The organism is Pseudomonas sp. MNR3A (assembly GCF_009650575.1).
Classification (GTDB): Bacteria; Pseudomonadota; Gammaproteobacteria; order Pseudomonadales; family Pseudomonadaceae; genus Aquipseudomonas; species Aquipseudomonas machongensis.
In genome coordinates this window covers 271,608-285,859 of the sequence record NZ_VZZS01000030.1, presented here as the reverse complement: position 1 = coordinate 285,859, position 14,252 = coordinate 271,608, and the positions used below count along the sequence as shown (strand labels likewise).

The following is a 14,252-nucleotide window of genomic DNA, read 5'->3' as shown; positions in this document are numbered from 1 at the left end:
GAATGCTCATTTACAACCCGTAAAGTCGAGCGCGACTCCGACCGTTCCTCGGCTGTTTTCGCCTTGCCTGACCTTCGTCTCAAGACTTTTCAGACAGAGTCTAAGCAGCGATAAGCGGATGCTGGATTAAGCGTTATCTTCCCGCAGGGTTAGCTTTCTAGCTAAAGGTTTTGATTTTTTCAAAGACCACTTCTCAATCATTTGATGAATTGCTACCGCAAGTAAATACGTGGCAAGGCATGCTGAGGCTATGGCGGTGATAGCGTTTGCACCCTGTTCCACGAGTACATACATTATCGCGTAACCCGTTAGCGCATGGACGACGTACAAGGGGTAGCTGATATCTGCCATGTGTGAGAGGATTTTATTGTTTGTGAATTTGTCTCTGCATAGGTAGCAGGTGTGGAAAACAATGATTGCCAGCAGATAGCCACTCATCCACTGTAGTGTGTATTGATAAGGTTCGGCAATGTAAGTCCATAGGATTGTTATTAATATTGCCGTCAGTAGTATTAGTGCGTGCATCTGTTTTTCAGTAATGCGCTTGGTTATCAGGGCGTGGTAGCTCATTCCTAGTGCGAGTAACATTCCTGAAGAAACCTGTACGCCAATAAGGTAGCTTTTTACTTTAAAGGTGATTGCTGCAATTAATGCGATGACAAAAATTCCCAGTGCGAGTGCCTTGAAGTCTAGGTTCAGGGCGCGTTTTCCAAGTGCGCATAGTATCAAATAAAAATAAATTTCTACTTCAAGCGTCCAGCTGACTCCGTCGATTCGGCTGATGTCCAAAGGGGCGCGAGTAATAATTCCGTAATGAGATATTATGTCGAGGGCACTGAACCTATAGCTGACGTTCTTGTATTGGGCGAGTACGTAAAGTGCAAGCATTACGATTGTGAAGCCTGCGATGTAGACTGGGTAAATACGCCAAGCTCGTCTGCGAAGAAAATTGAGTTTTTGGGAGGGCGCAAGTGAGAAGGGGATCACCAGTCCGCTAATTATAAAAAATATGCCTACGCCAAACTGCCCGGCAATGATGCAGTGTTCGGCGAAGCGCTCAATAAAATACGGAAGTTGTGGTAGGGATGCTGGAGAAGGAACGCCCATCAAGCTGGAAATTGCTGGGTTCATGATCCAGAATATACCTGCGAAGTGCGAAAGCAATACAAATACCGCGGCAAATCCTCTCAGCGTGTTTGCAAAAATAATTCTGTTGGTCATTGTGAGCCCATTGAACTCCATTGGCAGGCTTCTGCCGCAGGGGCAGCTCGCCTGCGATGATAACTAAACCGTATTATTTGTCGAGCCCGCTCCTGTTTAGTGGGAGTGGGTGGCGCCATCGCTTGCGATCCGGGGATCGCCTTCTCGACGCTAAGCGAGAACTGAATCAAGCGCCGGGCACAAACGGGGTCTGTCTTAAATGTATATATGCGAAGGGCAGGCAAGGCGAAACGGGAAAGGAACGGCCGGAGTCGGGCCCGACTGTAAAGGGGAACAACAGCATTCCGAGTCCCGTTTCAACGCAGCCTCACCGAATATCAAGGTTTTTTCGTGGTTATCGATCCCGCGCCTCCTTGGCATCCATCTCCGCATTCCGCTCCCGTATCTTCAGCTTCTGCTCCTCCGTCAACGGCACCTTCTTCGCCGTGTCCCGCAACATCATCAGCCCACCCACGATCGAGCCAATGGCCACTAACAGAATCAACCACGCATACCAAGGCATCTCATCTCTCCCACGAGCCGCTGGCTGCGGCGCTCATACCTTTTCGAGCCGCCGTCCAGCCGTTAGGTTCCAGTATAGGAGTTTTCGACCCCGACCTCTGGCCCCCACCGCGCCCCACTTCGTTTACAATGCGCGCCGTTTACGACTTGCCAAGAGACCTGACCATGTCCGCCTGCCAGACGCCCCTGATCGTCGCCCTCGATTTCCCTACCCGTGAGGCCGCCCTGACGCTGGCTGACCAGCTCGATCCGGCGCTGTGCCGGGTCAAGGTCGGCAAGGAGCTGTTCACCAGCAGCGCCTCGGGCATCGTCGAGACCCTCTGCGCCAAGGGCTTCGAGGTGTTCCTCGACCTGAAATTCCATGACATCCCCAACACCACGGCAATGGCGGTCAAGGCCGCTGCCGAAATGGGCGTGTGGATGGTCAACGTGCATTGTTCCGGCGGCCTGCGCATGATGTCGGCCTGCCGTGAAGAGCTGGCCAAGCGCAGCGGGCCGCAGCCGCTGCTGATCGGTGTCACCGTGCTGACCAGCATGGAGCGTGAGGACCTGGCAGGCATCGGCCTGGATATCGATCCGCAGGAGCAGGTGTTGCGCCTGGCGGCGTTGGCGCAGAAGGCCGGTATGGATGGCCTGGTGTGCTCAGCGCTGGAAGCACCGGCACTGAAGGCCGCGCATCCTGCGCTGCAACTGGTGACCCCGGGTATTCGCCCGGCGGGCAGTGCCCAGGACGATCAACGCCGCATCCTCACGCCGCGTCAGGCACTGGATGCCGGCTCCGACTACCTGGTAATCGGCCGCCCGATCAGCCAAGCGGCGGATCCGGCAAAGGCGCTGGCGTCGGTGGTGGCCGAGATTCGCGGTTGATTCGATCCAGGGGCTGCCATGCAGCCCATCGCGCTACAATGCCGCTCCCGCACGGAGCGGCCACCTGTATCCGTTTTAGACCTTCAGCACCAGCTTGCCGAAGTTCTCCCCGCTGAACAGCTTGAGCAGCGTTTCCGGGAAGGTCTCCAGGCCTTCGACCACATCCTCCTTGCTCTTGACCTTGCCACTGGCCAACCAGCCAGCTATTTCCTGCGCAGCCTTGCCGTACTCCTTGACGTGGTCCATCACCACGAAGCCTTCCATGCGTGCGCGGTTCACCAGCAGCGACAGGTAGTTGGCTGGTCCTTTCACCGCCTCCTTGTTGTTGTACTGGCTGATGGCGCCGCAAATCACCACGCGGGCCTTCAAATTCAGGCGGCTCAACACGGCGTCGAGGATTTCGCCACCGACGTTGTCGAAATACACATCCACGCCCTTGGGGCATTCGCGCTTGAGGCCGGCGAGCACATCTTCGGCCTTGTAGTCGATGACACCGTCAAAGCCCAGTTCATCCTTGAGGTACTGGCACTTTTGCGCGCCGCCGGCGATCCCCACGACGTGGCAGCCCTTGAGCTTGGCGATCTGCCCGGCGATGCTGCCAACGGCGCCGGCAGCTCCGGAAATGACGACGGTCTCACCCGCCTTCGGCTGGCCGACGTCGAGCAGGGCGAAGTAGGCGGTCATGCCGGTCATGCCCAGCGCAGACAGATAGCGGGGCAGGGGTGCCAGGCGCGGGTCGATCTTGTGCAGCCCCTGGGGCGTGCCGGTGAAGTAGTCCTGTACGCCAAGGGCGCCGCTGACATGGTCGCCGGGCTTGTAGTCCGGATGTTTGGAGGCGACGACTTCGCCGACGCCCAGCGCGCGCATCACCTCATCCAGACCCACCGGCGGGATGTAGGACTTGCCTTCGTTCATCCAGCCGCGCATTGCCGGGTCCAGCGACAGGTAGAGGTTGCGCACTTGGATCTGGCCGTCGGTGGGTGCTGCGGCGGGGCCCTGCTGGTAGTCGAAATCTTCGCGGCGCACGGCACCGACGGGGCGTTTGGCGAGCAGGAAGCGGCGGTTGGTCTGGGTCATGGTATCTCTCCCTGTAGATGGCAAAGCCTGTTGATAGACCGTCGAGCCTGGCCAGGCAAGGTTGACCGGGTTGGCGAATGCCCGGTAATCCACCTCGATGATCTGGCTGGCAGCGCAGAATCACTGCAAACGATGGTAGTCCAACCGTGCTTCTGATGATGCTGCCCAGCCGGGTGGTGCTCTGACTAGACTCAGTCTCTACTCGATCTCTGTGAAGCAGGAGCCTGTGATGAGCATGACTTTTTCCGGCCAGGTCGCCCTGGTCACTGGCGGCGCGGCAGGTATCGGCCGAGCCACGGCCCAGGCATTTGCCGCCGAGGGGCTGAAGGTGGTGGTGGCTGACCTCGACGTGGCCGGTGGCGAGGCAACCGTCGCACTGATTCGCGAAGCCGGTGGTGACGCGCTGTTCGTGGCCTGCGACGTGACCCGCGACAGCGATGTGCGCCAGCTGCACGAGAAGATCATCGACGTCTATGGTCGCCTGGACTACGCGTACAACAACGCCGGAATCGAGATCGAGAAGGGGCGTCTGGCCGAGGGTAGCGAGGCCGAGTTCGACGCGATCATGGGCGTCAACGTCAAGGGCGTCTGGTTGTGCATGAAATACCAGTTGCCGTTGCTGCTGGCCCAGGGCGGCGGTGCGATCGTCAACACAGCGTCGGTGGCCGGGCTGGGCGCCGCCCCCAAGATGAGCATCTATGCTGCGTCCAAGCACGCGGTGATCGGCCTTACCAAGTCGGCGGCCATCGAGTATGCGAAGAAAGGGATTCGGGTCAACGCGGTGTGCCCGGCAGTGATCGACACCGACATGTTCCGTCGCGCCTACGAGGCCGATCCGCGCAAGGCCGAGTTCGCCGCAGCGATGCACCCGGTCGGGCGCATCGGCAAGGTCGAGGAGATCGCCAGCGCGGTGCTTTATCTGTGCAGCGATGGGGCGAAGTTCACCACCGGCCATAGCCTGACCGTGGATGGCGGTGCCACGGCCATCTGATCGAGATGCGTGCCGAGATCAGCAACGCCACCGCCACCGCGGCGCAGCCCAGCAGCAGGGCTGCGCCGAACAACACCAGCGCCATGCGCGAGCCGAGGCGATCACTGAGCAGCCCGGTGAAGATCACCGGCAGGCTGAAACCCAGGTAAGCGAGCAGGAAGAAGCCGGCGCTGGCGCGGGTCTTCTCGTTGCCGGCGAGGGTGTTTACCGCCGCCAGCCCGCCAAGGTAGATGAAGCCATAACAGGCGCTGCTGGCAGCCACGGCACCTGCCAGTACCGCTGCCAACCTGCCGTTTTCTGCACCCCAGGCCAACAGGGCATAGCTCAGCGGCAGGATCGTCAGGCCGAGCAGAGTGGCGCGCACGCTTGCCAGGCGCCGAGCCAGCGGCTGGGACAGCACGCCGCAACTGATTACGCAGAAGGTGGAGAAGCCCGACCACTCGCTCAGCCCGTGCTGGCGCAGTACACCTGGCAGCAGCGCGATGACCAGCCCGGTGCAGGCCCAGGCCAGCAGGATCGCCAGGCCGTACGGCAGGCTGCCGGGCGGATAGCAGGGCAGGCGCAGCATGGCGCTGCGTTGTGTCGGACGACGGTCAGGCAGGCGCCACACCAGCAATAGGGCGACGGCGGCCAGCAGCAGTTGCAGGTAGAAGCTACCCGGGCTCAGGCTCGGGCCACGCAACAGGAACAGACTGGTCAGTGCCGCGCCCAGCCCGAAGCCCAACGAGGTGCTGGCGGTTACCCAATTGGCAGCCCGGGTACTGTCGGCGCCGCCCAGCAGTTCTCCCATGTAGGCGGTCGCGGTGGTGGTCGCCAAGGCCGTACCGACGCCCATCAGCAGTCGGGTCAGAGCGAGGGTTTCGAGGCCGGGTGCGAGCAGGACGAGGGTTGTGGCCAGCATCGACAGTAGCAGTGCGGCCATGATCAATGGGCGGCGGCCGACCCGGTCGGCCAAGCCGCCGAAGGCCAGCAGCACGGGAAGCACACCCAGCACATAGCTGGAAAATGCCAGGGCGGTAGCGGCGGCGCCGTATCCGGACAGATCGGCGTACGTGGTGTAGAGCGGGGCCTGCAGGTTCACGGCGAGGGTGATCAGGCACAGGGCAAAGGCCAGGCGGGCGGGCATGGGGTATCCATCTACGAAGGGGTGGGTGAAACCACATTGAATTCATCTCCCTGCGCCAACAAGACACACATCCCCGGCATTTGTGATTAACTGTTCCCCAAAAATCAGCAAACACTTTGCCATGCACATTTCCCTGAATCGCCTCAGTCCCGTCCCTCTGGTCCAGCAACTGACAGACCAGTTGCGAGCCTGGATCGAGCAACAGCGTCTGCGACCCGGTGCGCGGCTGCCGTCGATTCGCACCTTGGCCAGCACCCTTGAAGTCAGCCAATCCTGTGTGATCGATGCGTACGACCGTCTGGTGGCCATTGGCTGGCTGGAGGCGCGCCACGGTACCGGCTTCTTCGTCGCCGAGCGCAAGCCCGGGCTGGCCCAGGAGGATGCCATGGCCTGGGGCGATGCCATCGATGGCAGCTGGAGGCAGTTCAGGGATGGTCACGAAACCTTGCTCAAGCTCGGTTGTGGCTGGCTGCCCACCGCCTGGCACGCCCGTGATGCCCTGGCCCAGGCGATACGTCTGGTCAGCCGTGGCGACCCCGAAGACCTGTTCCGCTATTGCTCGCCGCTGGGGTTGGCCAGCCTGCGCCAGCAGTTGCACAAGCGCCTGTCGCAGCTGGATATCCCCACCGCTGCTGAGCGCATTCTCACCACCCAAGGCGGCAGCCATGGCCTTGACTTGCTGGTGCGGACGCTACTCAAGCCCGGCGATACGGTGGTGGTCGAAAGCCCCGGCTACTACAACCTGTTCACCCTGCTGCGCCAGCATCAGGTGCGCATGCTGCCGTTGCCGCGCACCCCTGCAGGCCCTGATGTCCAGGCGCTCGAGCAACTGCTGGTCGAACACCGCCCGCGTTGCCTGTTCGTCAACAGCCTTTACCAGAACCCGACCGGCACCAGTCTCAGCCCCAAGACCGCCTACCGCTTGCTGGAGCTGGCGCGTGAGCATGATCTGCGGATCATCGAGGATGACATCTACGCAGACTTCCAGGACGGCCCGGCCACGCGACTGGCGACGCTGGACAGCGAACAGCGGGTGATCTACCTGGGCAGCTTTTCCAAGACCCTGAGCAGTGCCCTGCGGGTCGGCTACATCGCCGCCGACGCCGAGCTGATCGGCCAACTGGCGCAGTTGAAGATGGTGACCGGCATCGGCACTTCACGCTTCGTCGAGCAAGTGGTCGGGCAGATGCTCGCCAACGGCAGCTATCGCAAGAGCGTGCAGCGTTTGCGGCTGCGCCTGGCCCAGCACATGGCCAAGTTGCTGGGGCAGTTGGAGGTCCTTGGTTGGGAGGTATTCTGCGAGCCTTATGGCGGCATGTTCGTCTGGGCGCGGGTGCCGGGCCGGGATTTCGCCTGGCTCGATCGCCTGGCGCTGGAGCATTCGGTGTTGCTTACCCCAGGCAGCGCTTTCGATCACCAGGGAGCCGACAGCGACTGGCTACGCATCAATGTCGCGTATGGGCAGGACATCCGTGCCCAGGCCTTCTTCGCACATGCAGGGCGACCTACAGATAGCTGAAAACGACAGGGTCATAGCTATTTGACACCATTCTGACGTCAAGCCCTTGTGAGCCGGCCGGCACGGTTGTCACTCTTGGTATTCGGGAACACCTGCATGGGCAAGGGGGAGCGGCGATGGGGGCGACCAAGCGCGGTAGTCTGTCCAATCTGGGCATGGCACGTAAACTCGGCCTGGGTTTCGCCCTGGTGCTGCTGTTGACCCTGGCGGTGGCGGCCATCGGTGTGTACGCCCTGAACAATATCGGCCAGCGCTTTGACGGGCTGCGGCAGATGGGCGAGGTCAATACCGACCTGCTGCGTCTACGCCAGCATGAGCAAGCCTTCGCCCTGCGTTCTGACATCAAGGAGGCCGAGGCCTTGCGCGCGGGCTTGCAGACGCTGGTCGAACGCGTGCGCAGCCTGCCGACGCTGGCGGCGAGCGAGGCAGACCTCAATGCCTATGGCCAGGCCTTCGATGCCTTCGTCGAGGCCGTGCAGGCCAAGGAGCTGGCGCTGGATACGGCTGGCTGGTCGGTGTCCAGCGTCGCCAACAACCTCGATGTGCTGCAGGCCGGGCTGGCGGACGATGGCGCCTACACCCTCAAGCAGTCCCAGGGCCAGCAGGGCAGCGAGTTTCTCGATCAGGCCGCGCAGGTGGCCCAGGTCTCGCGCCTGATGCTGCAGGCGATGGACGAGGCGCGGGTACGTCTGGAGCAGGGGCGCAAGGGCGAAGAGGTGGTGTCCGCCGGGCGCATCGCGCAGACGGTCGATGCGGCGAATCTGGTCGATCAGCTCAAGACCGCCGTCACCGATTCCGGTTACCAGAGCGTATTGGGCGAGGTGGCCGGGCATATCGCCACCTTCTCCGACAAACTCAACGAATACACTGATGAACTGGCCAAGGAGCAGGGTACCAAGACCCAGTTGCAGGCCAGCGCCGAACAGGTCACCAGCCGGGTTGACCAGGCCTATGCGGAGCAGCAGGAAGCCATGCGCCAGGAGCTGCTGCACAACGCGCTGGCCATCGCCATCGCCACGGCCCTGGCGTTGCTGGTGGGCATCGTTGCCGCCTGGTTGATCACGCGCGCCGTGGTCGGGCCGCTCAAACGGGTGATCGCCAGTGCCCAGCGCATCGCGGCTGGCGATCTGGTGGTCGAGGCGCAAGTGGCAGGTCGCGATGAGGTGGGGCAACTCACCCTGGCCATGCAGCAGATGGCGGCGGGGCTGTCAGGTATCGTCAGCGGATTGCAGCAGGGCATCGAACAACTGGCCGGCAATGCCCAGGCGCTATCGGCGGTGACCGAGCAGACCAACCGTGAGGTCGGCAGCCAGAAGGAGGAGACCGAACAGGTCGCCACCGCGATGCAGCAGATGACTGCGACCGTGCACGATGTGGCGCGCAACGCCGAGGAGGCAGCGCAAGCGGCGCAGGATGCCGACGACAAGGTCGAGTCCGGCCAGCAGGTGGTACGCCAGAGCATGCAGCGCATCGAACAGCTGGCCGAGGCTGCGGAAGCCGCCAGCTCCGGTATCGACAGCCTGAGTGCCGAGATCCACACCATCGGCGATGTGCTGGAGGTGATCAAGAGCGTCGCCGAGCAGACCAACCTGCTGGCGCTCAACGCGGCGATCGAGGCCGCGCGCGCTGGTGAGCAGGGCCGTGGTTTTGCCGTAGTGGCTGACGAAGTGCGGGCCTTGGCACGGCGTACCCGGCAGTCGACCGAGGAGATCGAGCGCCTGGTGGCCAGCCTGCGCGGCAACGCCCAGCAATCGGTGGCGCAGATTCGTGGCAGTACCGAGCTGGTGCGCATGGCCGTGGCTGATGCGCTGCACACCGAAAGCGCCCTGGGTAGCATCGCCTCGGCCGTGTCGCTGATCCAGCAGATGAACCAGCAGATCGCTGCCGCAGCGGAGCAGCAAAGCTCGGTGGCCGAGGAGATCAGCCGCAGCGTCACGCAGATTCGCGGTAGTGCGGATCAGGCGGCGCTGGCGATGCAGGACAATGCGCGGTCGAGTGTGGAGCTGGCGCAGTTGGGGGATGAGTTGAAGGGGATGGTGGGGCATTTCCGCTTGGGATGAGGCTGGCCTCTTCGCGGGCAAGTCGCAGCGGCGAACCGCCGCTCCCACAGGTACGGCGCAGCCTTCAATACTGCTGGACCTCTGTGGGAGCGGGCTTGCCCGCGAAGAGGTCGGTACAGGCAACCAATAACCTTTACCCCTTGCGCGGACTCAGTATCAGCAAGGTAATCACCCCCGCCACGATCCCCCAGAACGCCGAACCGATCGAAAACAGCGTCAGCCCCGAGGCCGTCACCATGAAGGTGATCAGCGCCGCCTCACGCTCCCGCGCTTCGCTCATCGCCACGGTCAACCCGTTCATGATCGAGCCGAACAGCGCCAGCGCCGCAATCGACAGCACCAGCTCCTTCGGTAGCGCCGCGAACAGCGCCGCCAAGGTCGCGCCGAACACCCCGGCGATACCATAGAAGATTCCGCACCAGACTGCCGCGGTATAGCGCTTGGCCGGGTCTTCATGGGCGTGCGGGCCGGTGCAGATCGCCGCGCTGATGGCCGCCAGGTTGACCCCGTGCGAACCGAAGGGGGCCAGCAGCAGCGAGGCGAAGCCGGTCGCCGAGATCAGCGGTGAGGCCGGCACCTGGTAGCCGTCGGCGCGCAGCACGGCAACTCCGGGCATGTTCTGCGAAGTCATCGCCACCACGAACAGCGGGATGCCGATGCTGATGGTCGCTGCCAACGAGAAGCTCGGCGTGGTCCAGACCGGTTTTGCCACCTCCAGGTTGAAGTGGCTGAAGTCCAGCAGCCCCAGGATGCCGGACAGCGTCGTGCCGACCACCAGCGCGGCCAGTACGCAATAGCGCGGTGACAGGCGCTTGACCAGCAGGTAGCTGAAGAACATGCCCAGTACCAGCAGGGTGCGATGCTGGGCGGCGACGAAGATTTCACTGCCGATCTTGAACAGGATCCCTGCCAGCAAGGCCGACGCCAGCGACGCCGGAATACGCCGCACCAGGCGCTCGAAACTGCCGGTCAAGCCGCAGACCAGCACCAGCACGGCGCAGGTAATGTACGCGCCGATGGCTTCGCCATAGCTGACACCGCCAAGGCTGGTGATCAGCAACGCTGCGCCCGGCGTCGACCAGGCCACGGTGATTGGGGTGCGATAGCGCAGCGACAGGCCGATGCTGCACACCGCCATGCCGATCGACAGCGCCCATATCCACGAGGAAATCTGCGCGGTGGTCAACCCAGCGGCCTGGCCAGCCTGGAACATCAGCACCAGGGAACTGGTATAGCCGGTCAGCATGGCGATGAAACCGGCGACCACCGCCGATGGGGCGCTGTCCGCCAGTGGGCGCAGACGCGTGGAAGTGGCGTCGGTCATGGGGCATTCCTTGTTCATGTAAGCAGTTTTTTCAGACTAACGCGGGCGAATCGGAAGCTTGCCATACAGCAGTCATTGCATTTAGCCGTACAGTCCCCAACTATTGGGCGCTGACCTGCAACTGCACAGGAGGGGAGGGGCGATGTACAAGGTTTATGGGGATTACCAGTCGGGCAACTGCTACAAGATCAAGTTGATGCTGAATCTTCTGGGGCGCCCCTATGAGTGGCACTCGGTCGACATTCTCAAAGGCGAGACCGAGACCCCCGAGTTCCTGGCCAGAAACCCCAATGGCAAGGTGCCGGTGCTGGAGCTCGAAGACGGTACCTGCCTGTGGGAGTCCAACGCGATCCTCAACTTCCTCGCCGACGGCAGCGAGTTCCTGCCGGTCGAGCCGCGCTTGCGTACCCAGGTGCTGCAATGGCAGTTCTTCGAGCAGTACAGCCACGAGCCTTACATTGCCGTGGCGCGTTTCATCCAGTTCTACCTGGGATTGCCGGATGAGCGCCTCGAGGAGTACCGCAAGTTGCACAAGGGCGGCTACAAGGCGCTCAAGGTGATGGAGCGCCAGTTGCAGATGACGCCGTACCTGGTGGGCGAGCAGTACTCGATCGCCGATGTGGCGTTGTATGCCTACACCCACGTGGCGCAACAGGGTGGCTTCGACCTGGCCGAGTATCCGGGGGTGAGGGCTTGGCTTGAGCGGGTTGCCAGCCATCCGCGGCATGTGCCGATGGTGGATTGATCGGCTTGGCAGCGGCGCAGTCCTTGTGACTGCGCCAGGCTCAGACCGACCCGAAGCGCTTTTCCAGATAGCCAATGATGTCCTTGGACTCATACATCCAGGTCACCTTGCCGTCCTCTTCGATACGCAGGCACGGCACCTTTACCCGGCCGCCGCCTTCCTGCAGTGCCTGGCGGTGTTGCGGGTCGTTCTTCGCATCGCGCAGTGCCACCGGCACGTTGAGGCGGTGGAGGGCGCGGCGGGTCTTGACGCAGAACGGGCAGGCATGGAACTGGTACAGCGCCAGCCCCTTGGCCTGCTGCTCGACCTTGGCCTGGGCGGCGGCGTCGCGCTTGCGCTTGGCCGGGCGGCTGATCCAGTCGCCGAACACGATGAGCTGGCCGAGGCCGACTCGCAGGGCTTTGACGATCATGGGCAACTCCTGATCTGTGGTGCACAACGGAAAATAAAAAGCCGACCCCGAGGGGTCGGCTTCGCGCAGAGTCCGATCACTTGATCAGACTGAGGAATTCACTGCGGGTGGCGGCGTTCTCGCGGAACTCGCCAAGCATCACCGAAGTGATCATGCTCGAATTCTGTTTCTCGACACCGCGCATCATCATGCACATGTGCTTGGCCTCGATGACCACCGCAACGCCTGCGGCGCCGGTAACCTTCTCCACGGCCTCGGCGATCTGGCGGCTGAGGTTTTCCTGGATCTGCAGGCGACGTGCGTACATGTCGACGATCCGTGCCACCTTGGACAACCCCAGCACCTTGCCCTTGGGCAGGTAGGCCACATGGGCCTTGCCGATGAACGGCAGCATGTGGTGTTCGCACATCGAATAGAGCTCGATGTCCCGGACCAGCACCATCTCGCTGTTGTCCGAAGTGAACAGCGCACCGTTGGTGACTTCTTCCAGGGTTTGTTCATAACCGCGGCAAAGGTACTTCATGGCCTTTGCGGCCCGCTTGGGCGTGTCGAGCAGGCCCTCACGGGAGACGTCCTCGCCGATCTGGCTGAGGATCTCGGTGTAGTTCTGTTCCAGGGACATGGATCTACCTGTGGGAAAAAACGCAAAAACGAAGGTTACGGCGGCAAACGCGGCGCTGCAAGCGTGATGTCATTCGTCGCGACCGTCGAGCATGGTCCGCTTGAGCATCACGTACAAGGCGCCGGTGCCGCCATGACGGGCCTGGCAAGAGACGAAACCGAGCACTTGCGGGTGCTGGCGCAGCCAGGTGTTGACGTGGCTCTTGATCATAGGGCGCTTGCCGTCGATGCGCGCAGCCTTGCCATGGGTGACCCGCACGCAGCGCACTTCCAGCTTGGTGGCTTCGGCGATGAAGTCCCAGAGCGTTTCGCGCGCGCGTTCAACGGTCATGCCGTGCAGGTCGAGGCTGCCCTCGAAGGCGATCTGGCCGAGCTTGAGCTTGCGAATCTGGCTTTCCTGCACGCCGTCGCGGCGCCACATCAGTTCGTCTTCAGCGCCAACGTCGATGACGAACTGGTCCGACATGCCATCGACCACCAGCGGCTGGTCGCTGCGCACGGTAGCGGCCTGGCGCAGGCCGGCCAGCTGCTTGCGGTCGGCCTTGGGCTTGCCGACTTCGGCGCGGTCGTGTGCGATGGGCTTGACGCCACGCACCTCGCTGCGGAAGAGGGAAAAGTCGTCGTCTTGCATGTGTGCCTCCACGTGGGCGGCGTATTCTACGCGAACGGCCCTGCGTCGTCAGCAGCGCGCTGGTCAACGCTCAATCATGCTTTTTCATCAAGTGCGGCGACAGGTTCAGCTCCCGCCCTCGGCGCAGGCGAATGCGGCTGCGCCGCCAGAAGCGCACCCCCAGGTACAGCATCAGCAACCCGATCACCGTGAGAATGGCCGACAAGGGGCGGTTGGCATTGAGTTCGGCCAGGGCCTGGTAGTTGCCCAGCAGTCCGGCGAAACCGGCCATGGCCAGGAGGATGCCCAGGGTGGCGAGCAGGGCGGACAGGCCGGCAGCCAGGCGCGCGCCCCAGTTGCCCGGCTCGCGCGGGCGCAGGCGCTTGGCATCGAAACTGCCTTTGAGCTTCATTCCGTGTTCCTCTGTAGGTATCCGGAATCAGACCTGTGCTCGCCCGTCGGGTTCCGCCCGGCTGCCGGGCGGTTGCGCGGTCAGATCAGGCTGGCGGTCGGGGCGACACAGGCAAAGTTGTCGGCCATCACGGCCATCTCGCACTGGTGGATCTGCGCGGCCGGAATGACCGTATCCTTGAGCGCCAGGTCACGGGTGGCCGAGGCGTCTTCCACCAGGGTGCAGCGATAACCATAGTCCTTGGCACGGCGCACCGTGGTGCTGACGCTGGAGTGGCTCATGAAACCGCAGACGATCAGGTCCAGGTGGCCAAGCTGCTGCAGCGTCTCGTGCAGCTTGGTGTTCTTGAACGCGTTGGGCATGCGCTTTTCGATGACGATTTCGTCGCCTTGCGGCTCGAGGCCCGGAATGAATTCGCCGGCCACACCCTGCGGGTCGAAGCGGCCACCGACGGTGCCGAGGTGGCGGACATGGATAATCGGGCGTCCGGCCTTGCGGGCAGCCTCGAGCAACTTGGCAATGTTCGCCACGGCCTCGTCCATGCCCGACAGCGCCAGTGGACCGCTCAGGTACTCCTTTTGCGCGTCGATGACGATCAGGCTGGCTTGGCTCAGCCTGGCCGGCGGGTAATCGCGGCCGGTGAGGCGGAACATCGTGGTTGGAACGGACATCAAGGGCTCCTTGGAAGGGCTTTTATCCCTCTATTCTCCCTTGCCTCGGCGCCAATGTGAATGGTTGACAACGCAGACGGCATGGTTACTGGCCT

15 protein-coding genes and 1 pseudogene are annotated in these 14,252 nt (G+C 62.4%); 6 read left to right on the top strand and 10 right to left on the bottom strand.

What is annotated here, in order from left to right; all coding sequences use genetic code 11:
* Positions 1 to 126: 126 nt before the first annotated feature.
* The gene (locus tag F6X62_RS21625) at positions 127 to 1,221 is read right to left on the bottom strand and encodes an acyltransferase (RefSeq protein WP_153774643.1); all 1,095 of its coding nucleotides are present in this window, start codon (positions 1,219 to 1,221) and stop codon (positions 127 to 129) included.
* A 334-nt stretch (positions 1,222 to 1,555) separates the two neighbouring features.
* A complete protein-coding gene (locus F6X62_RS21620; protein ID WP_065862125.1) occupies positions 1,556 to 1,723 on the bottom strand; it encodes a DUF2897 family protein in 168 nt (55 codons plus the stop codon).
* 164 nt (positions 1,724 to 1,887) lie between these two features.
* On the opposite strand from F6X62_RS21620, the gene pyrF reads away from it, so the two are divergent.
* Positions 1,888 to 2,589: an orotidine-5'-phosphate decarboxylase gene (pyrF, locus tag F6X62_RS21615; protein ID WP_153774642.1), complete on the top strand. Its 702-nt coding sequence runs from the start codon at positions 1,888 to 1,890 to the stop codon at positions 2,587 to 2,589.
* Between the two features lie 75 nt (positions 2,590 to 2,664).
* Here pyrF and F6X62_RS21610 read toward each other — a convergent pair whose 3' ends face one another.
* Positions 2,665 to 3,666, bottom strand: a complete 1,002-nt coding sequence (locus F6X62_RS21610; protein WP_153774641.1) for an NADP-dependent oxidoreductase — start codon at positions 3,664 to 3,666, stop codon at positions 2,665 to 2,667.
* A 229-nt stretch (positions 3,667 to 3,895) separates the two neighbouring features.
* On the opposite strand from F6X62_RS21610, the gene F6X62_RS21605 reads away from it, so the two are divergent.
* Positions 3,896 to 4,657, top strand: coding sequence for an SDR family oxidoreductase (locus tag F6X62_RS21605; RefSeq protein WP_063545753.1), 762 nt, complete (start codon positions 3,896 to 3,898; stop codon positions 4,655 to 4,657).
* Here F6X62_RS21605 and F6X62_RS21600 read toward each other — a convergent pair.
* Positions 4,608 to 5,783 carry an MFS transporter gene (locus F6X62_RS21600; protein WP_153774640.1) on the bottom strand — a complete coding sequence of 392 codons (1,176 nt, stop codon included), beginning with the start codon at positions 5,781 to 5,783 and terminating at the stop codon, positions 4,608 to 4,610. The two genes, F6X62_RS21605 and F6X62_RS21600, sit on opposite strands and share 50 nt — an antisense overlap.
* A gap of 121 nt (positions 5,784 to 5,904) precedes the next feature.
* Here F6X62_RS21600 and F6X62_RS21595 point away from each other — a divergent pair, with 121 nt between their 5' ends.
* The 3 genes and pseudogenes from F6X62_RS21595 to F6X62_RS25705 all read left to right on the top strand — a co-directional run bounded on the left by F6X62_RS21595 (position 5,905) and on the right by F6X62_RS25705 (position 9,362).
* Positions 5,905 to 7,302, top strand: a complete 1,398-nt coding sequence (locus F6X62_RS21595; protein ID WP_153774639.1) for a PLP-dependent aminotransferase family protein — start codon at positions 5,905 to 5,907, stop codon at positions 7,300 to 7,302.
* A gap of 116 nt (positions 7,303 to 7,418) precedes the next feature.
* Positions 7,419 to 8,450, top strand: a pseudogene (locus tag F6X62_RS25710) (methyl-accepting chemotaxis protein); the annotation flags it as partial.
* Positions 8,451 to 8,486: 36 nt separating this feature from the next.
* Positions 8,487 to 9,362, top strand: coding sequence for a methyl-accepting chemotaxis protein (locus F6X62_RS25705; protein ID WP_371926324.1), 876 nt, complete (start codon positions 8,487 to 8,489; stop codon positions 9,360 to 9,362).
* A gap of 133 nt (positions 9,363 to 9,495) precedes the next feature.
* On the opposite strand, the gene F6X62_RS21585 is transcribed toward F6X62_RS25705, so the two are convergent.
* Positions 9,496 to 10,686 (bottom strand): benzoate/H(+) symporter BenE family transporter, encoded by a 1,191-nt coding sequence (locus F6X62_RS21585; protein ID WP_063545749.1) that lies wholly within the window; start codon positions 10,684 to 10,686, stop codon positions 9,496 to 9,498.
* Between the two features lie 142 nt (positions 10,687 to 10,828).
* On the opposite strand from F6X62_RS21585, the gene F6X62_RS21580 reads away from it, so the two are divergent.
* Entirely contained in the window at positions 10,829 to 11,431 is a 603-nt protein-coding gene (locus F6X62_RS21580) for a glutathione S-transferase family protein (protein WP_153774637.1), read from the top strand.
* A gap of 40 nt (positions 11,432 to 11,471) precedes the next feature.
* Here F6X62_RS21580 and F6X62_RS21575 read toward each other — a convergent pair whose 3' ends face one another.
* The 5 genes from F6X62_RS21575 to F6X62_RS21555 all read right to left on the bottom strand — a co-directional run bounded on the left by F6X62_RS21575 (position 11,472) and on the right by F6X62_RS21555 (position 14,157).
* Positions 11,472 to 11,843 (bottom strand): glutaredoxin, encoded by a 372-nt coding sequence (locus F6X62_RS21575; RefSeq protein WP_153774636.1) that lies wholly within the window; start codon positions 11,841 to 11,843, stop codon positions 11,472 to 11,474.
* A gap of 76 nt (positions 11,844 to 11,919) precedes the next feature.
* Positions 11,920 to 12,465 carry a GTP cyclohydrolase I FolE gene (folE, locus tag F6X62_RS21570; protein ID WP_054891992.1) on the bottom strand — a complete coding sequence of 182 codons (546 nt, stop codon included), beginning with the start codon at positions 12,463 to 12,465 and terminating at the stop codon, positions 11,920 to 11,922.
* Between the two features lie 69 nt (positions 12,466 to 12,534).
* On the bottom strand, positions 12,535 to 13,095 hold the full coding sequence (locus tag F6X62_RS21565; RefSeq protein ID WP_054891991.1) for a Smr/MutS family protein: 561 nt from the start codon (positions 13,093 to 13,095) through the stop codon (positions 12,535 to 12,537).
* A 70-nt stretch (positions 13,096 to 13,165) separates the two neighbouring features.
* A complete protein-coding gene (locus F6X62_RS21560; protein WP_054891990.1) occupies positions 13,166 to 13,486 on the bottom strand; it encodes a hypothetical protein in 321 nt (106 codons plus the stop codon).
* 80 nt (positions 13,487 to 13,566) lie between these two features.
* Positions 13,567 to 14,157: a cysteine hydrolase family protein gene (locus tag F6X62_RS21555; RefSeq protein ID WP_153774635.1), complete on the bottom strand. Its 591-nt coding sequence runs from the start codon at positions 14,155 to 14,157 to the stop codon at positions 13,567 to 13,569.
* Positions 14,158 to 14,252 lie beyond the last annotated feature (95 nt).